General features: G+C 32.1%; 20 protein-coding genes. 5 read left to right on the top strand and 15 right to left on the bottom strand.

Going from position 1 to position 18,359, the window contains the following annotated elements:
- Nucleotides 1-86: 86 nt before the first annotated feature.
- The 11 genes from ACKTTV_RS20750 to ACKTTV_RS20800 all read right to left on the bottom strand — a co-directional run bounded on the left by ACKTTV_RS20750 (nucleotide 87) and on the right by ACKTTV_RS20800 (nucleotide 11,452).
- On the bottom strand, nucleotides 87-785 hold the full coding sequence (locus ACKTTV_RS20750; RefSeq protein ID WP_408032798.1) for a CPBP family intramembrane glutamic endopeptidase: 699 nt from the start codon (nucleotides 783-785) through the stop codon (nucleotides 87-89).
- 137 nt (nucleotides 786-922) lie between these two features.
- Nucleotides 923-1,975, bottom strand: a complete 1,053-nt coding sequence (locus ACKTTV_RS20755) for a PLP-dependent cysteine synthase family protein (RefSeq protein ID WP_408032799.1) — start codon at nucleotides 1,973-1,975, stop codon at nucleotides 923-925.
- 269 nt (nucleotides 1,976-2,244) lie between these two features.
- A complete protein-coding gene (locus tag ACKTTV_RS20760; protein WP_408032800.1) occupies nucleotides 2,245-2,946 on the bottom strand; it encodes a DUF4369 domain-containing protein in 702 nt (233 codons plus the stop codon).
- Between the two features lie 185 nt (nucleotides 2,947-3,131).
- Nucleotides 3,132-4,526: a DUF819 family protein gene (locus tag ACKTTV_RS20765; protein ID WP_408032801.1), complete on the bottom strand. Its 1,395-nt coding sequence runs from the start codon at nucleotides 4,524-4,526 to the stop codon at nucleotides 3,132-3,134.
- Nucleotides 4,527-4,558: 32 nt separating this feature from the next.
- Nucleotides 4,559-5,209, bottom strand: a complete 651-nt coding sequence (locus tag ACKTTV_RS20770) for a DUF2490 domain-containing protein (RefSeq protein WP_408032802.1) — start codon at nucleotides 5,207-5,209, stop codon at nucleotides 4,559-4,561.
- Between the two features lie 145 nt (nucleotides 5,210-5,354).
- Nucleotides 5,355-8,579 (bottom strand): WD40/YVTN/BNR-like repeat-containing protein, encoded by a 3,225-nt coding sequence (locus ACKTTV_RS20775; protein WP_408032803.1) that lies wholly within the window; start codon nucleotides 8,577-8,579, stop codon nucleotides 5,355-5,357.
- Between the two features lie 243 nt (nucleotides 8,580-8,822).
- Entirely contained in the window at nucleotides 8,823-8,984 is a 162-nt protein-coding gene (locus tag ACKTTV_RS20780; RefSeq protein WP_408032804.1) for an Arc family DNA-binding protein, read from the bottom strand.
- Nucleotides 8,985-8,986: 2 nt separating this feature from the next.
- Nucleotides 8,987-9,910, bottom strand: coding sequence for an alpha/beta hydrolase family protein (locus tag ACKTTV_RS20785; protein ID WP_408032805.1), 924 nt, complete (start codon nucleotides 9,908-9,910; stop codon nucleotides 8,987-8,989).
- Nucleotides 9,907-10,407, bottom strand: coding sequence for a hypothetical protein (locus ACKTTV_RS20790; protein ID WP_408032806.1), 501 nt, complete (start codon nucleotides 10,405-10,407; stop codon nucleotides 9,907-9,909). Before ACKTTV_RS20790 ends, ACKTTV_RS20785 begins: the two co-directional genes overlap by 4 nt.
- An 11-nt stretch (nucleotides 10,408-10,418) precedes the next feature.
- Nucleotides 10,419-10,577: a DUF4177 domain-containing protein gene (locus ACKTTV_RS20795; protein WP_408032807.1), complete on the bottom strand. Its 159-nt coding sequence runs from the start codon at nucleotides 10,575-10,577 to the stop codon at nucleotides 10,419-10,421.
- A gap of 14 nt (nucleotides 10,578-10,591) precedes the next feature.
- Complete coding sequence (locus tag ACKTTV_RS20800; protein ID WP_408032808.1) at nucleotides 10,592-11,452, bottom strand: SPFH domain-containing protein; 861 nt, start codon at nucleotides 11,450-11,452, stop codon at nucleotides 10,592-10,594.
- 115 nt (nucleotides 11,453-11,567) lie between these two features.
- Between ACKTTV_RS20800 and ACKTTV_RS20805 the strand changes: the two genes are divergently transcribed.
- The 3 genes from ACKTTV_RS20805 (at nucleotide 11,568) to ACKTTV_RS20815 (ending at nucleotide 13,630) form a co-directional block, all read left to right on the top strand.
- Complete coding sequence (locus ACKTTV_RS20805; RefSeq protein ID WP_408032809.1) at nucleotides 11,568-12,347, top strand: S1/P1 nuclease; 780 nt, start codon at nucleotides 11,568-11,570, stop codon at nucleotides 12,345-12,347.
- A gap of 154 nt (nucleotides 12,348-12,501) precedes the next feature.
- Nucleotides 12,502-13,005 carry a TlpA disulfide reductase family protein gene (locus ACKTTV_RS20810; RefSeq protein WP_408032810.1) on the top strand — a complete coding sequence of 168 codons (504 nt, stop codon included), beginning with the start codon at nucleotides 12,502-12,504 and terminating at the stop codon, nucleotides 13,003-13,005.
- A 4-nt stretch (nucleotides 13,006-13,009) separates the two neighbouring features.
- On the top strand, nucleotides 13,010-13,630 hold the full coding sequence (locus ACKTTV_RS20815; RefSeq protein WP_408032811.1) for a thioredoxin family protein: 621 nt from the start codon (nucleotides 13,010-13,012) through the stop codon (nucleotides 13,628-13,630).
- A 32-nt stretch (nucleotides 13,631-13,662) separates the two neighbouring features.
- Here ACKTTV_RS20815 and ACKTTV_RS20820 read toward each other — a convergent pair whose 3' ends face one another.
- Nucleotides 13,663-14,268 (bottom strand): aspartyl/asparaginyl beta-hydroxylase domain-containing protein, encoded by a 606-nt coding sequence (locus tag ACKTTV_RS20820; RefSeq protein WP_408032812.1) that lies wholly within the window; start codon nucleotides 14,266-14,268, stop codon nucleotides 13,663-13,665.
- 80 nt (nucleotides 14,269-14,348) lie between these two features.
- Nucleotides 14,349-15,107 (bottom strand): hypothetical protein, encoded by a 759-nt coding sequence (locus tag ACKTTV_RS20825; protein WP_408032813.1) that lies wholly within the window; start codon nucleotides 15,105-15,107, stop codon nucleotides 14,349-14,351.
- A 223-nt stretch (nucleotides 15,108-15,330) separates the two neighbouring features.
- Here ACKTTV_RS20825 and ACKTTV_RS20830 point away from each other — a divergent pair, with 223 nt between their 5' ends.
- Both ACKTTV_RS20830 and ACKTTV_RS20835 read left to right on the top strand, forming a co-directional pair.
- Nucleotides 15,331-15,825: a YybH family protein gene (locus ACKTTV_RS20830; RefSeq protein ID WP_408032814.1), complete on the top strand. Its 495-nt coding sequence runs from the start codon at nucleotides 15,331-15,333 to the stop codon at nucleotides 15,823-15,825.
- Nucleotides 15,826-15,875: 50 nt separating this feature from the next.
- Nucleotides 15,876-16,670: an RNA polymerase sigma factor gene (locus tag ACKTTV_RS20835; protein WP_408032815.1), complete on the top strand. Its 795-nt coding sequence runs from the start codon at nucleotides 15,876-15,878 to the stop codon at nucleotides 16,668-16,670.
- Between the two features lie 21 nt (nucleotides 16,671-16,691).
- Here ACKTTV_RS20835 and ACKTTV_RS20840 read toward each other — a convergent pair whose 3' ends face one another.
- Nucleotides 16,692-17,255 (bottom strand): Crp/Fnr family transcriptional regulator, encoded by a 564-nt coding sequence (locus ACKTTV_RS20840; protein ID WP_408032816.1) that lies wholly within the window; start codon nucleotides 17,253-17,255, stop codon nucleotides 16,692-16,694.
- A gap of 22 nt (nucleotides 17,256-17,277) precedes the next feature.
- Nucleotides 17,278-18,309 carry a tRNA (adenosine(37)-N6)-threonylcarbamoyltransferase complex transferase subunit TsaD gene (tsaD, locus tag ACKTTV_RS20845; protein ID WP_408032817.1) on the bottom strand — a complete coding sequence of 344 codons (1,032 nt, stop codon included), beginning with the start codon at nucleotides 18,307-18,309 and terminating at the stop codon, nucleotides 17,278-17,280.
- Nucleotides 18,310-18,359: the final 50 nt, after the last annotated feature.

Raw genomic sequence — 18,359 nt, forward strand, 5'->3', positions numbered from 1 at the left:
AGATTTCATGCAACTGGTTTTGAAAATTCTATAGAGCTAAGTTTTGGGAATAACATTTTACTTCTTGAAATACTAACCATAAAAACTCAATAGCCAAAAAGAAAATCATTACCTAGTACATAATAATCTAATTTTTCATAATAAGCCAAGGTAAGGAAAAGTGTGTCTATGAGTCCATGAAGAATAATGGTAACCCAAAGATTATATTTGAACTTTACATAAACGGTAGCGAATAAGATTCCAAAGATAAACGTCATGATGAGTCCACTTAAACCCTGATACCAATGTGGAATACTAAAGAGTATAGCCGAAACAAAGACCATGGTTTGTGTTTTAAATTTAAACTCAGGGAGAATTATATTTAGTTGGCGAAAAAGGAAACCACGAAACAAAATTTCTTCTCCAAAAGCAGCGCTTATTAGCACGAATAAAGCGTATTTACTGTATAATTTAAAATTATGAGCAAGAGCCTGAAAAGCCGAAAAATCTACGGTATCGCCCGTTACTTTGTTCACCAATGGCTGAATAATAAAATCTAAAATAGGAGATGTAATTAAAAAGATAGTCAGGGCTATTCCTATTGTTTTTAAGATACTGTGGCTTAATATAAAACCAATCTTAGCAAAAGTTTTATCCGTCCAATAGACCAAAACTAAAATTGAAATGATAATAATAATAAAGGTATACGGAAACGAAGTCCAAGGGTTGAACACGAAACTATAGACAATAAGTGCCTGCAAAATACTAACAAGTTTAGCATTGCTCAGCGTGAGGTTATTTGGCATAAGTAGTAGGTTAGTTTAATATTGGTGATGGTTTGGAAAAGTCTTGCTAACTAGATCTTCTTATAAATTGAAATGTCGATCTCAAGAATGTAAAATAGATTTGTTTTCTAATTAGTCGAGGTGGGGGATGTAAGTTATTAATAATATTTTTCTAACTCCTGAATATATGGTGTTATATCAATATTTTGACTTTTTAACCAATTGTCATTATAGTAAGTATTGGTATAGCGATCACCACTATCACATATCATTGTAACGATACTACCAGGTCGATTATTCTCCATTAATTCTTTAGCCAAATTAAGAGTAGCATATACGTTAGTACCCGTTGAACCTCCACATTTACGCCCTAAAACAGATGATAACCACTTTACTGTTGCGATTGAAGCAGCATCTTTCACTTTGATCATTCTATCAATAACATCAGGTTGAAAAGAAGGTTCAACTCTGGGTCTACCTATTCCTTCAATCCTAGACCCTATGTTTGAGGTTAAATCTTTATTACGAGTTTGATAGTATTCATAAAAAACAGAATTTTCCGGATCAGTAACCCCTAATTGGGTAGCCATATTGTATTCTGGATTGTATTTTATGTAACGACCTATGGTTGCTGAGGTTCCTCCTGTACCTGCTCCTACTACAATCCATGAAGGAATTTTATGTCTTTCTTTACTCATTTGATTAAAAATACTTTCTGCAATGTTATTATTACCTCTCCAGTCAGTAGCTCTTTCCGCAAAAGTAAATTGATCCATATAATATCCATTCATTTCACGAGTCAAATACTCGGCTTTACTATAAATTTCGGCAGAAGGTACTTTCACACATTTTCCTCCGTTGAATTCTATTTGTTCTACTTTTTCTTGAGAAGTAGTTTCAGGAATTACAGCTATAAAAGGTAAGCCAAGTAATCTAGCGAAGTAAGCTTCGGATATTGCAGTACTTCCAGATGAAGCTTCAATAATTGTAGTTTTTGAGTCAATTTTTCCGTTACACAATCCGTACAAAAATAACGATCGTGCCAATCTGTGTTTTAAGCTACCGCTAGGATGTGTTGATTCATCTTTTAAGTAGATGTCAATATTTTTAAAATAAGGTAAATTTAACTTAATCAGATGTGTATCTGCCGATCTGTTAAAATCTGCTTTTATCTTATTTATTGCTTCTGATGTCCATTTACGATTCTTCATGTAATTAAATTTAATTTAACTGATGTTGTTCTATTTTTAATCTAAACAACAGCTTGCAGAAAATAATTGGTGCGGTTGTGATTATAAATGTAGTTAAAAAACTTTATTTAAATCAGTGCCTATTATTAATGAGAAGTGAGAATATAAGGTAGTTGATTTTGTCGAGGATTTTGTTCTGTATTTATAAGTAAAGTAGGGTGTAAGGTAAAAAAAAGACCATCTTTTCAGACAGTCTAAATATTTTGAAATAAGAGATAATGAAAGTGAATCTATTTTTCGTTATTCTTAATTTTATTTATAAAATTCTGTAATTTTTTTCCATAACCTGAAGACTTTACTCTATCAGATAAACTACTATTAATAGTGTCTAACAACTTGATATTAGCATCATAAAGTTCCGTTAAAGCAATATAAGGAGCAGCTTCACTATCAGCATTAGCAATGGCAAAATTAGTAGCAAATAAAAATCTTCTACGAATTATCTTAGCTCTTTCATCATTTACTTCGTTGATCGATAGCTCGTCGTTTTCTTTTTTCGCTTCAAATTCCTTTTTAATTAATTCAAGACGTTGATCATTGAATCTTTTATCAACTTCTCTAAATTTATCCATAACTATTTGATTTTGAGAGCCAATTATTTCTGGATTAAAACCAAACTCTTCTAATTTGTCTGTTATAGAAATCTCTCCTTTTTCTCCGAAAAATAAAAGGCGTTTATCGTTGGTATTTCCATTGAAGGTTAAATAATACATTTCTGGAGACTCAACATTGTCACTTAAAACAAAAGTATCATTACCTAAAAGAGCAACAGAGTCAACTGTAACAATTACAGTGTCTTTCATTTTTTGAAGGTAAAGAGTTCCTTTTTTCAAACCTTTAATTTGACCTTTAACAATCATGTTTCCTTCTTTTTTAGAAGAACAAGCTATTATTAATAAAGCTGTAATGAATGTTGCTAATACTTTTTTCATGTTTTTATATAGAGTTTGTTGCTATGATAAGCGAATATTACATAATTTAAGGAATGCAAATATGCAGAAATTTTATGGATAATTAACTACAGTAACAATTGCATATTGGTGTTCGGTTGGTTCATATTTTTAGTTTATGAAAAGAATACTAGACCTTTTATGAATTTTTTTATAAAAAAGTAAATTTAACTAACCCATTTCATCATAAGAGCGCAGGCAAAAGCACCATATGTTCCTAGAGCATATCCTAATACGGCTAAAAGAACACCTACAGGAGCTAACGAAGGATGAAAAGCTCCAGCCACTACAGGAGCCGAAGCAGCACCTCCAATATTAGCTTTAGAGCCTACGGCTAAGAAGAAATAGGGAGCTTTAATGATCTTAGCGACAACAAAAAGAAGAACGACATGAATAATCATCCAAACGAATCCTATAGCAAATAAACTGATGTTTTCAACGATAGCATTTAAATTCATTTTCATTCCAATTGAAGCCACTAATATGTATATAAAAATTGATCCAATTTTACTAGCACCTGCTCCTTCGTAATTTCTAGCTTTTGTAAAAGAAAGAAAAACACCTACAGTGGTTGCTGTTATAATAAGCCAGAAAAAAGAACTTCCCAATCCAAAATCAACTAAAGCTGGGATATTATCTTTAATCCATCCTCCAAGGTTGTCTCCAACTAAATGCCCAATTGATGTTACACCGAAGGCAATACCTAATAAGATCATTAAATCATTAAAGGTTGGAATTCTCGAGGTTTCAAGAGTAAACTTTTCCATTTTATTCTTAAGGTTGGTAATAGAAGAATTATCAGCTTTTAACCACCTGTCAACGGCATCAGAATTAGCAACACCAAGTAATAAGAAGGCCATCCAAACTTCTGCAACTAATACGTCTACAACAGCCATAATACTGAATAAACTATCACCTACTTCCCATTGCTCTTTCATGGCTAGTTGATTAGCACCTCCGCCAATCCAACTACCAGCAACAGTAGATAAACCTTTCCATAATTCAGTTCCTTCAACACTCGTTAAAATGTCAGGAGCAACAAAGTTAAAAAATAAAATAGCTAATGGTCCACCAATCATAACTCCGATGGTAGCCGTTAAAAACATAATCAACGCCTTTGGACCTAATTTAAAAACACCTTTTAAATCAATACTTAAAGTCAGCAATACTAAAGAGGCAGGTAGCAAAAACCTTGAAGAAATATAATAAATTTTGCTACTTCCTACGAAAGCTGAATATTCTTTATACGGAATGTTGTTTGAGAGTATATATTCTTTTAATCCTTTTAAATTAGTAACTCCTTCAATACTAGAATAAGTAGTTTTTAAATGAGCAATAGTGGCATCTACATCAATCCATTTATCAGCAATTATTCCAAGTGAACTAAAAACAGAAGGAATAAAATAACATAAAAGTAAGGCAGGAACTATTTTGTAAAATTTAGAAAAGCTGTCAACTTTTGAGGTATAAAAAATGGCTGCAAGAATTACACATAGCACACCAAATATAATGGTGTCATTTGCAAATAGAGGCAGGTCATTATTGATTTCGGCAATGCTCATATACTAAAAATTTTAGTTAATTTGAATATTTATTACTTATTAAGTTTTGTATTGAAAATTATTCCAAGTTGGATTCTATCTAAGCTTATATTCTTATCAGAAATATTCATGTAGCCTAATTTAAGTTTAATGCTATTTGAAGCTTTATAAGTAACACCTCCACCAATCCAGTTTTGAGCATAGGTTTCACCTTGGAAATTGAAAAAAACTTCATCAAAAGCAAAGGCTGATACTGTTTTTGTCAAAGGGTAACTTAACCCTAGTTGATAGCGAATCCAATGTTGAGTGTCGTGCTCAAAAAAACGATGCTCTAGTCTAAATCGATGATCGAACCCAAGTTTAGATACTTTGTGTTTTATATTAAAGTCTTCGTAAAGTCTATGTTCATCTGCATTGCCTCCATCAACATCAAAAGTAGCATCAGTATTTAAATAAGCATATCCACCCGTAACGCTCAAGGTTTTATTTATTTTGTAATTAGCTCCAACTCGATAAAGATACTGTTGCAAATCATTTGTAAGATCGAACATTCTGAAATGCGCTAGTGATTTTAATTTCCAGTTTTCAGAAAGTTGAAAGCTTCCTCCATACATGTACCATACACCCAAAGAATTTTCTGGATTTTTTTGACTAAAGGTGTTAAGTGATATAAAAGCAAAAATTAAAAGGGTTATTTTCTTCACTGGAATAGATTTAAATTAAAATTTTATTTACTGAACTCGTTTAGGGTTTTTAGATTGAAGAGTTAATTTTTTTTAGGATTAAACTCTTGACTTATAATGAAAAAATCCTCCAATATGTATTGGAGGATTTCAATATTACGATAAATTAATTTAACGAGAAAATTTCAGTTTTTTTGAATGGAGAAATTGTGATTTTTTCTAATTCTTCACGATATTTCTTCCAATCATCGGAGAAAAATTTATTAGTTCCCTCCAAGGCCTTTTTGAAAGATTCTTCAAACTGAACAATCAAACGTACTTCAGTGTTGGTTTGTTTTCCAAATCTACTTCCAACATACCAACGTGCAGTATTTAGTCGTTGATAAACGGTAACATCTGGGCTTCTTGTAATTCCTTGTCGTTTATCAACTTTTCCAAGATAAATAGAAGTTAGAGAATCTATTTTCTTAACAATGTTTTTCGACTTGCCAATAGCGTCCTTATACTTCTTTTTGTCTTCTTTTGTGAGTTTCCCCTTATAATCACTAGCAATTTTTTTACTTTCATTTAATTGCTTAACAATATCGGCAATAGTTTTCTGATATCCTTCAAGTTTTTTATAAGCATTGTACTTTTCATCAATAGCCTCTTTTGATAGCTTTAACCTTGGATCGTATTCGATAGTAATGTTTTGTTCTGAAGTTTTATCTCCAAAAGTTGCCTTTACTTTGTATGTTCCCGGCTTAACACTAACACCTGAAGGCTCTCTCTTTGATTTTCTTGTTCTTCTTGATGGACGTTCTACTCCTTTTTCATCCATATACCAAGTAAGTCTATGAATACCATTTTCTTTAGGAGTTTTTCTTTTTAAAGTTCTAATTAAGCGATCACCATCAAAGAATTCAAACTTAATCGAATCGAATTTAACCTCAGGTTTCTTTTCTTTAGCATCTTTTGTATCTTCCTTTTTAGTTTTCGACTTCTTTTTAGATTTCTTATTATCTTCTTTTACCTCTTTTTTAGGTTTGTTTAAGTAATAAGCGATACGTGCCCCGAAACCTCTATTTTCTCCATTGTACAAAGCATCACCTCCAAAACGACTTCCTGTAGGTTGTTGGTAAGAAGCTTGATATCCAGTAGGAGGTGCAAATAAAGTAATGTTGTTGGTTAAAACATTGTTACTTTGAGCTATTTTTCTCAAAGGTCTTATATCATCTAAAATCCATGCAGCTCTACCAAAAGTACCAATAACTAAATCATGCTCTCTAGGATGAATTACTAAATCTTTTACAGAAACAGTAGGGAATCCATTGGTCCATTTAGTCCATTTTTTTCCAGCATTAACAGAAACGTAAAGTCCGTCATCTGTTCCTAAGAATAACAGGTTAGGAGTTTCTAAGTCTTCAACAATACATAAAGTATAACTTTCAACATCACCTTCTTTAACAATTCGTTCCCATGTTTTACCATAATCTTTGGTTCTATAAGCATAAGGTGTGTAATTGAATCTTCTGTAGTCATTAGCTACTAATAGAGCTTCTCCCTTGTTTTTATTGGAAGCTTTAATTTGAGTTACCCAGCTATTGGCTGGTAAACCTTTAATGTTTGCAGAAACATTGGTCCAGTTTGTACCTCCATTTTGTGTAATATGAATTTGACCGTCATCAGTAGCTGCCCAAAGCATATCTTTTTCTAAAGGAGAAGGCTCAATAACTAAAACAGTACAGTGATTTTCAGCACCTGTTGCATCCATAGTTAAGCCTCCACTTTCCGATTGTTTTAACTTACTTTTATCATTAGTTGAAAGGTCTGGAGAAATAACTTCCCATGTTAACCCTTTATCTGTAGATTTATGAACGAATTGACTTCCGAAATAAATTGTTGAGTTATCAAAAGGATCAATATTAATAGCTGCATTCCAGTTAAAACGTAATTTTACTTCAGCATCAGGATGTGTTGGACGAACAGTATAATTGTTTCCTGTTTGGTAATCATATCTCGAAACAAATCCTTGTTGACTCATTGCCCAGCCATAACGAGAATCATCTTTGTCAGGAACAACATCAAAACCATCTCCAAAACCTATTTCTTGCCAATATGAATTTCTAATACCTTGTACTTTCCATACGTAAGCAGGGCCTCTCCAAGAACCATTATCTTGCATTCCTCCATAAACATTATATGGGTACTCATTATCAACATTAATATGATAAAACTGCGCTACGGGTAAATTTCCAATAAAACGCCAAGACTTCCCTTTGTCGTACGAAATGTTTAAACCACCGTCATTCCCATCAATCATAAACGAACCGTCCTCTGGGTGAATCCACCATGCGTGATGATCAGGATGCACTCCATTAGAAACACCATAGGCAGGCATTAATTGTTTGAAATTTTTTCCTCCATCTTCAGAAACATTTACATAAGTAAAAATAGTATATAACCTATTCTCATTTTGAGGATCTACATAAATTTCAGAGTAATAGAAAGGACGATTTCCAATACCGTTTTTATCGTTTATTTTTTTCCATTTGAATCCACCGTCCTCACTTTTGTATAAAGCATTTTTTTTAGATTCTACCAAAGCGTAAATTACGTTGGGATTTGATCGAGAAATGGCAACACCTATTCTTCCAAGGTCTCCTTTTGGAAAACCTTCTTTATCGGTAATTTTTTTCCAAGTATCTCCTCCATCATGTGTAATGAATAAGCCGCTTCCTTTTCCTCCAGATTTGAAGAACCATGGATCACGTTTGTGTTCCCACATAGCGGCAATCAATTTATTTGGATTTGATGGATCCATAATCAAATCGGCAGCCCCTGTTTTTATGTTGTTAAATAAAATTTGTTTCCAAGTTTTACCTCCATCAATTGTTTTGTAAATGCCCCTTTCTTTGTGTTCGCCCCAAGGAGAACCGATTGCTGCAACATAAACAACATTAGGATTTGTTGGGTCAATTACAATACGATGAATATGACGGGTTTTTTCGAGTCCCATAGATTTCCATGTTTTACCAGCATCTAGAGATTTAAAAATTCCATATCCCCCATTTAAACTATTCCTAGGGTTTCCTTCACCAGTACCTACCCAAATAACACTTGGATTAGATTGTTGAATGGCAAGTGCTCCGACAGAAGCTGTAACTTGTTTTTCGAAAATGGGTTCCCATTTTGTTCCTCCTGAAGTAGATTTCCATACTCCTCCGGAAGCAGTTCCAGCATAGATAATATCTGGATTTTTCAAAACAACATCTATGGCGGTAACTCTACCACTCATGCCTCCAGGACCGATGTTTCTTGGTTTCATGTTTTTTACTAAATCCATTGAAAACTCTTGGGCAAATGCAAAAGAGCCAATTAATAGAAATAGTATTGAAAAAAGTTTTTTCATGTGTTGATTTTTATTGGTTTTAATGGTCACATGTAACCTTTAATACTTAATACTCAGAAGTATGAAAACACGTAGGTTTCTTTAAAAGGTTTAATTAGTGTGAATAAGGGGTAAAAGTATTAATTAAACTTCTTAAAAAAATGTTAACAGATAGGTTTGTAGAGTGTTAAAAAAGCGAAGAAATCCTTTTTTTATGGTGAAGTTGATATTAAAAGAAGCTAAATTTTATTTAAAATAAAATTACTATTCTTCTTTTTTAGGAGCTCGCTTTGCTTCTTTAAGAGCTTGCATTAGCATCCATTCAATTTGCCCATTTGTAGAGCGAAATTCATCGGCAGCCCATTTTTCAATTGCTTTAAGCATATCTTCATTTAGTCGTAATGCAAATGCCTTTTTTTTTGCCATAATTATTCTTTTATAAAATCAACAACTGTTTTTATTAGTTCTGTTGAAATCGGAAAATCAGCTGAAAAATAAGAGGGGTAATTGTTTTGATCTTCTTTTATTTCCTTTAAAACATGATTCATATTTGGTATAAGAGTCAGCTTCGCTTTAGGTAAAGCTTGCTTGAGTTTTTGAGCTTCAGAAACACCAACTTGTAAATCTTTAGTACCGTTAATTATTAAGGTAGGTATTAAGAGCTTTTTTATTTCTTTCGAGGGATCATATTGCATCCAGAAAAGTAGAAATTGCTGATTTGGTTTGGCAAAAATAGTAACTAACTTCGGATCGATAGCTTCAATTTTACCAGTTTTTTTTAATTCATTTATATGATCTTTGGTAATGCCTGCTAAACTCGGATTACCTTTAGTAATTTGATCTAGAAGAATTTCATCAAAAGGTTTCGATGGACCTGCTATTGAAATAAATTTAGTTATGTTCTTTGATGCTAACATTGCTGTTAAACTTCCTTGACTATGACCGATTAAAACAATTTCCGGGAATTCATTTAGTTTTTTAAAATAATCGATCGTTACTAAAACATCTTTATATAAATCATTATATGTAATGTTTTTCAGGAACTTAAAATTGTTTTTATTCGCCGTTCTCTTGTCGTAGCTAAAAAAAGCAATACCGTGTTTGTTTATCTCATTGCGAAATTGTTGAATGTAGTTTGCTTTTATAATATTTCCCTGGTTTCCATTCCTGTCGATGTTTCCTGAGCCATGAACCCATATAATCAAGGGGGTATTTTTTTGGGGATAGCTTAGGGTTCCTGATAGAGTAATAGAATCGTTCATAATAGTGATTTCATCTTGCTGAATCTGAGCAAAAATGCTGTAAACCCCTGTAAGTACTATGAAAATAATATAAAGAATAAAACGAATCATGATGCGGTTAATTGATGTTTATAATTGTTAATAACAGATTCAGCTTGAGTCTTTTTTTGAGTTCCAAGTAATAACTTTTTTCCATTTTTTAACTCTAGCTGAATTCCTATATCTCCTTTAATATTTAAAGCATTTCCATTTTTTTTACTCCACAGAGCTCCCTGTTTAAAGCCCCATCCACCATATTCTGAAATAGCGTCATATTTTCGAATATGTATTTTTGATATTTCAATCCATTTTATGGTTTTCATTTTGAGATTAAATGGAAAGAACTGATAATGAATTCCTATTTCGTCTATTCGTGTTCTTAGTTTGAATATGAAAATTAAGCAAATCGAAAAAATGATTAATGCAACTATAGAGAGGTATTCGAGGGTAGTTATTTTCTTCTCGATTAGTTCTTTGGTAATAATTGTAATAGGAACTATTGCACTTATTACTAATAAAATTATTAGCCATGATTGCGTAAACCTTTGTTCTTCTTTGAATACTTTCATAATAAAACTATTTAACGGTTTTTATCCCTTTCGAAGACTATTCTGGTTGTGCTTTCTGCAATATTAATAACTCGCCACCCTTGTTTGGCATAAGTGTTTAAGGTATCCTCAAGTTTTTCATTATTTTTTGAAAACCCCATTTTCCAATCGACTACTTTATATTCTTTCATATGTTTGTTTTTTATTAATGATTTAAAGTTCCGGTGTTTACTACAGGTGAAGCTTCTTTATCTCCACACAACACAATCATTAAGTTACTTACCATTGCAGCTTTACGCTCTTCATCAAGTTCTACAATTTCTTTTTTGTTTAATTCTTCTAAAGCCATTTCCACCATACTAACGGCACCTTCAACTATTTTATGTCTTGCAGCTACTATTGCTGTTGCCTGCTGTCTTTTTAACATTGCGCTTGCAATCTCTTGTGCATAGGCCAAGTAACCAATTCGGGCTTCTAAAACTTCTATACCTGCAATAGACAAACGTTCTTCTAATTCTTTCTCCAAAGCATCGCTAACTTCATTTACACTTGATCTTAAAGTAATATCTTCTTCATGGTCTTCATCTGCAAAGTTGTCATAAGGGTACATGCTAGCCAATTTTCTAACTGCTGCATCGGTTTGAACTCGAACAAAATTTTCATAATTATCAACATCAAAAGCCGCTTTATATGTTTCAGTAACTCTCCAAACTAAAATCGTACTAATCATAATTGGGTTACCGAGTTTATCGTTAACTTTTAATCGCTCACTATCGAAATTACTCGCTCTCAAAGAGATTGTTTTCTTTTTATAAAGTGGGTTTGCCCAAAACAGACCGTTTTGTTTTACTGTACCTACATACTTACCGAAGAGAAGGATAACTTTTGATGAATTGGGATTTACTAGTATAAAACCAAAGAAAAGAATAAAACCAATTAGCGTGGCCAAAAGGTGTACGGGGTTTTCCTGTTTTATAGTCATTACGATTCCTCCAATAAATAAAATGAGAGCTATAAAGAATAACAAATAGCCATTTGCTGGTTTGATAATTTTTTCTGATTTCATATTCTGTTAATTTAAAGTGATATTATTTTGATATCATAAAGATATAAAAATATTTTTGAATTATGCAAATTTTTTCTAAACAGTATTTTATAACTTAGCCGAAAATCAATTTAGTATGGTGGGACGTTTCTTAATTGTTATTTTTAGTTTTATTTTATCTACAGAAAGTTTTTCAAATGATGTTTGGGGACCTACTGGACATAGAGCAACTGGAGAAATAGCAGAAAAATATTTAACAAGAAAAGCTAAGAAGAAAATTCAAAAATTGTTAAAAGGCGAAAGCTTAGCCTTTGTATCAACATTCGCTGATGAAATAAAATCAGATAGAAAGTATAGTAAGTTTTTTCCGTGGCATTATGTTAATATGTCATTAAATAAGACCTATGGTATAAGTGCAAAAAACAAGAGAGGAGATTTAGTAACTGGAATTGAGTATTGCATCGAAGTTTTAAAATCTAAAGAGAGTACATTAGAGGATAAGCAGTTTTATTTAAAAATGTTGGTCCATTTTATGGGAGATTTGCATCAGCCTTTGCATATAGGAAGGAAGGAAGACAAAGGGGCAAATACAATCCAGGTTCAGTGGCATGGTAAAGGAACAAACTTACATAGAGTTTGGGATGAGGATTTAATAAATCAATGGGGAATGAGTTATTTGGAGTTGGCAAAAAATGAGAAATGTTTATCAAAGGGTGAAATAAAAAAGATTAAACAAGGAACCGTTGTTGATTGGGTTCATGATACGCATAAATTAACTAAGAGAGTTTATGATTCTGCGGAACCTGGTGAGAACCTACGTTATCGTTATTCTTATGTATATATGCCAATTGTTCGAGAGCAGTTACAAAAAGGAGGTATTCGATTAGCCAAAATATTAAATGAAATTTTTGGATAATCAGCATATTTCTCAAAAACTTAATAGAAGGTAAAGCGTGAGCTTTACCTTTTTTTCTTTCAGTAATTTCTTGTCTTTTTCCTTGTTAATATTTTGTTAAGTAGCGTTGAATGGAATTTAATTGATTATTTTTAGAGATAACTAATATTTCGTTATGCTAAAAAAAATTATCTGCCTTTCTTTAGTGTTGTCAGCGTTAGTTTGTGCTGAGATAAAATCTCAAGAGAATAAGAAGTTGGAGGTTAATGTTTTGAAATACGAACAATTAAAACCTTTGTTGCATAAAAATGATGGGAAAACCTATATAATAAACTTTTGGGCGACTTGGTGTGTCCCATGTGTAAAAGAACTCCCAGCATTTGAAAAACTAAATAAAGAATATAAAAATAAAAATGTAGAGGTAATTTTAGTGAGTCTTGATTTGGCGAGTCAAAAGGAAAGAAGTGTAATTCCTTTCCTAAGAAAGAAAAATATCCAGTCATTAGTTTTAATATTTAACGATTCTAACGAACAGTTTTGGATAGAAGATATCGCAAAGGAATGGACAGGCTCGATACCTGCAACCATTATTTATAATAAAAAGAAAAGAAAATTCTATGAGCAATCCTTTGACTATGAAGAGTTGAAAAATGAGTTACAAACCTTTTTAAAACAATAAAATCATGAAACTTTTAAAAACTGTTTTTTTACTTACACTAGTAACGATATTATCGTCGTTTACAACACAACCTCCAAAAGGATATAAAGTAGGAGATATTGCTGCTGATTTTTCTTTGAAAAATGTTGATGGTAAAAAGGTCTCTTTGGCAGACTATAAAGAAGCAAGAGGATTTATCGTAATCTTTACGTGCAACATGTGCCCTTACTCTGTTGCGAATGAGGATAGAATCATTGAGCTTGATAAAAAATTCAAGAATAAAGGATACCCTGTTATTGCCATTAACCCTAATGATCCAGCTGTTACACCTGGAGATAGTTTTGAAGGAATGCAGAAAAGAGCCAAAGAAAAAGGGTTTACTTTTCCATATTTGTTTGATGAAAAACAAGAAGTATATCCGCAGTACGGAGCAACAAAAACTCCTCACGTTTATATTTTGAACAAGAGAAATGATAAATTGATTGTTGAGTATATTGGAGCTATTGATGATAGTTCTCTTAATGAAAAAAATGTAAAGGTCCCTTTTGTAGAAAATGCTATTTCTTCTATAATGAAAGGAGAAAAACCTTCACAAACATATACTAGAGCAATTGGATGTAGTATAAAGACTAAAAGAAAATATTAGAAAAAATCCCGAGAAAAGTTCTCGGGATTTTTTTATCTTATACTTTCTTCAATAATGTTTCTTAACCATTCATTTGGAATCATATCTATTGTAAGGTTAACCCTTTCTTCCTCTCCGTAATTAGTAATCATATGTGGATCATTTAGTTTTAAGTACCAGCATTCACCTGGAGCCATTTCCACAGGAGTGCTATTTAAATAAAACGTAACACGATCATTATTAATTATGGGTATGGTTAATCGAACCACAGACTTTTCAACTTCTAAAGCTAAGGTCGGATCCGTATGCTCTTTTACCACTTGACCTGGAGCAAGTCTGAGTAGTCTAACTAAAGTAACTTTGGTATTATCTCTAAAGAAATTAACAATATCAGTTAAGTATTGAGATGTTTTAAGTTTATCAGTATCAAGCCAAGCTGTCCAAGAACCATCCGCGTAATCGTCAGCTGGAGGGGGAAAAGGAATGCTTGGGTCCACTAAATGTGCAGGAGCTCTTAATGGTATTGCATCGTAATATTCATATTGAGACAGATGTTTTTCTTTGAGTATTTCAAACTCTTCTGTCATTTTTTTTACATCAAAATTAAAAGGTAGCTTAATTCTATCCTTACTTACATCTATAGATTGTGTTTCAGACATCGTTATGAAAGTTAGTAGTTGTTGGTTGAAAGCTAAGTTACAGTAAAATATTAAAAAAAATAAATGCGAACGTAAAATGTTTAAACGAGTTTGTATAGTATAGGTTGAGCTCCAACCTTGTTGGCGTAAAAATTATCTAAAACATAAGTTTTGAAAGTTTTTTTGAAGATTAAATGGGGAATGATATTCCAAAGACTATCCCAACGGCAATGGTTAATAATAGTATATTTTGAATTATCACCTGGTAATAACAGAGTAGAATTGTTCAGTTTGGTTTCTTTCTCAAACCAACCAGCAGTATACTCCCATACTAACAGATTTTGAGAAGTATTTTGAGCGTAAAAATAATTAAACAAGAAAATACCTTGCTTGGAATGGTTAACAGGCCCTATTTGTCGAACATTTGAGGCTTTTACAATATGTAGATAAGAAGATTTTGATTTTATTTTAGATATTAGCTCTTGGTACACTTTACTCTTGAGTAATTCTTCAACATGTTCTGTTGAGTCGATTTCAATCAAAATTACAACATCGAATTTAGCCAAATGTGTTTTACTAATGTTTTCTTGAACATATTTACCTCGTCCAGGGGGAATTATAATTGCACTAAAAATTGAACAGTTGATAACTCCCGCTTTCTTCTCAATATTTTCGGCTTGTTCTTTGCAAAATTTCAATACTGATTTCTTGCATGAAGATTTTCCTAAGAAAAAAGGAAAAGATGTCTTATCAATTTCCGCGGCAATATGAAGATATTGACTCGTTGTCGTTTCTACCAAAGTTACTTTGGGATAATTTAAATGTTTGTTAACAATGTTTAAAGATGACTGAGTGTTCATAGATTTGTATTTATTAAGAATGACTCAAATTTCTTTAATGAAAATGGTATTCTTTTTTACATATGATAAAAAAACAGAATCTCTTAAAAAATAGTTTTTGATGTTTGGTTGGAGGTACGGAAATGACTTTATAAAAAAAAAATGAGCTAAAAATTCACAGTAGGCATTTTTGATTGTCTAATAATGTATAGTCGAAATTCATCGATTATAAAAAAAGAAACAAATGTTTACAATTAGAAATTATTTTTTAACCGTATTGACTTTGGGATTCGTTTCTCTTAGTAGTGCTCAAACAAACAAAGAAATGGTAGCAAATTTTAATGAAGATCAAAAGAAAGTGTATAGTACAATTAGTAAAATGGTAAGCGCTTTTCAAAACAAAAATATTGATGGAATACTTTCGACATATGAAGAAAACGCTGTGGTTATGTTTGAACCTCAGAAACCTATTCAAGGAAAAGAAAATTTAAGAAAAGCCTTTAGTCAGTTTGTAATGTTTAATCCGACGTATAAATTCGGTGGACATGAAATTTATATTTCGGGGAATATAGCAAAACATATTTCGCCTTGGAGTATGGTTGGAAACCTTCCTGACGGGACAGAAATAAAAGAAAGTGGTTTGTCTATAGCTATTTTAAGAAAGCAAGCCGATGGGAATTGGTTAATGATTCAAGACAATCCGCATGGACAATATTTATTAGATAAGTTTAAAAAATAAAAATCAACTCGTACGGGTCTGTAAAAGGTTCGTACGAGTTAAAACCGAATATGAACGAACTACAATTAATAAAAGAAAGTTTAGAAGGGAATAGAAAAAGTTTGGCAACCTTAATTAACTCTATACAAGAATATGTTTTTAATATTTCCTTACGATTTTTATGGGATAGACTAGATGCTGAGGACGCTACTCAGGAAATTTTGGTGAAAGTGATAACCAATTTGGGTAAGTTTGAAAATAAGAGCAAGTTTAAAACTTGGGTATATCGAATTGCAACGAATTATTTAATCAATTTTAAGAAAACCGATATAGAAAAAGTATTGGTTTCTTTTGATATATATGCAGAGGATTTAAAAACCTTTAAAGGTCCTAAAGAATATAACTTACCAGATAGAGATTTGTTGGAGAAAGAGTTAAAAACAAGTTGTACTTTGGCAATGTTGCAATGTTTAAATAGAGAGCATAGAGTTGCCTTCATATTAGGGAGTATTTTAAAATTAAAAAGTACCATAGGGGCTGAAGTAACAAATACTTCTCCAGAAAACTTTCGAAAACGTTTAGAGAAATCAAGAAAGGTATTAGGTGGTTTTTTAAATACTAATTGTGGTGTTTATAATCCCAAAAATTCATGTAGATGTAATGCTCGGGTTAATAGTGCATTAAAATGTGGTAGAATCGTAAAAGGAAACTTGAATTTTGCAGATAAAGTAGAGTTTTATAATGAAGAAATGGAAGAATTAGGTTCCTTATCAGGGATTTATCAAAATCATGGTTCTTTTAAAAACAATATAGATTTTGTTGGGCAGTTAAACGAACTTATTCAAAGTAAGAAAATAATGCAGTAGTTAGTTTTAAAAGAGTAAAAGCTACTTTGCGCGTATTCTGCTTAATGAAACCTGGGTAATACCTAAGTAGTTCGATAAATCTCCTAAACTGACACGTTGCATAAGGAAAGGAAATTTTTTCGTAAAGTTTTCATACCTGTTTTTGGCTTCCTCTTCTAGCATTTCACTGATTCTTTCCATCATGTTTTTGTTAGCCATGGTCATGAATTTTCGGTAGAAGGTTTCAATAGAATGATGTTGTTTGCACAAAAGTTCAAATTCGGTAATACTAATTTGAATTAAAGATGTGTCCTCAATAGCAATAAATTTATATTTTGATTTTCTCCCAGAGGTGTAATTATCTAAGTTGGTAAAAAGTATGTTCTCAGGAAAAAAACGCATAATAAATTCCTTTTCTTCAGATGAAAAACAAAATTTCGTTAATCCTTTTGTAATAAAGTATAAATGATTGCAATAAGAGTTTTCTCTTAAAATAGGCTCGCCTTTTTTGAAAAATTTACTTTCAAAGTTAGCATTGTGTAAAGCTTTTTTGGCATTAATGTCAAGAGAAGATACGTGATGACAAAAATTAATAAGTGCATCCATAAGCTTTAATTAATAATAATGATTAAAGTTCTGTAACCTTTAAACGAGCTTTGGCAGTAACAGAAACATCTGAATATTCGTTTTTTAAGTATTTTAAATAACCGCTTATGGCAATCATAGCTGCGTTATCTGTAGTGTATTCAAATTTTGGAATATAGGTTGTCCATCCCCAATGTTTTTCTGCCATTTGAAGGCGTTTTCTGATTTCAGAATTAGCAGAAACCCCACCAGCAATAGCAATGTGTTTTATTTCTGTGTGCTTAACGGCATTCTTTATTTTATCCATCAATATTTCAATAATGGTATGTTGAATTGAAGCACAGATGTCGTAAAGATTTTCTTTAATGAAATTAGGATTTTCTTTTACATTTCTCTGGATGAAGTATAAAATTCCTGTTTTTAAGCCACTAAAACTGAACTCTAAATTGCCAACTTTTGGTTTGCTAAATTTGAAAGCTTTCGGGTTGCCTTGTTGAGCATATTTATCAATCAAAGGACCTCCAGGATATGGAAGACCAAGAATTTTAGCAGATTTATCAAAAGCTTCTCCAACAGCATCATCAATGGTCTCTCCAAGAACCTCCATGTCAAAATGATCGGTAATTTTTACAATTTGAGTATGCCCACCACTAATGGTTAAACATATAAATGGGAAGGGAGGAATTTTTCCATTTTCCTCTTTGATAAAATGAGCTAAAATATGAGCTTGCATATGATTTACATCAATCAAAGGAATATTTAAGCCTAGAGCTAAAGACTTCGCAAAGGAAGTTCCAACAAGTAACGAGCCCATTAGTCCTGGGCCTCTTGTAAAAGCAACAGCGCTTAAATCTTTTTTGGTAATACCAGCTTGTTCAATAGCTTGTTGCACCACAGGAACAATGTTTTGTTGGTGAGCTCTTGATGCCAGTTCAGGAACCACACCACCATATTTGGCATGAACTTCTTGATTGGCAACAATGTTACTCAACACTTTTCCGTCACATATAACTGAAGCACTTGTGTCATCACAAGAACTTTCAATACCTAAAATATATATTTTTTGTGTGCTCAAACTCTAAGAAATTTCTAGCAAAAATATTCATAATGTGTTAGAAATTCGTT

Source organism: Tenacibaculum xiamenense (genome assembly GCF_964513065.1).
Taxonomy (GTDB): Bacteria; Bacteroidota; Bacteroidia; order Flavobacteriales; family Flavobacteriaceae; genus Polaribacter; species Polaribacter xiamenense.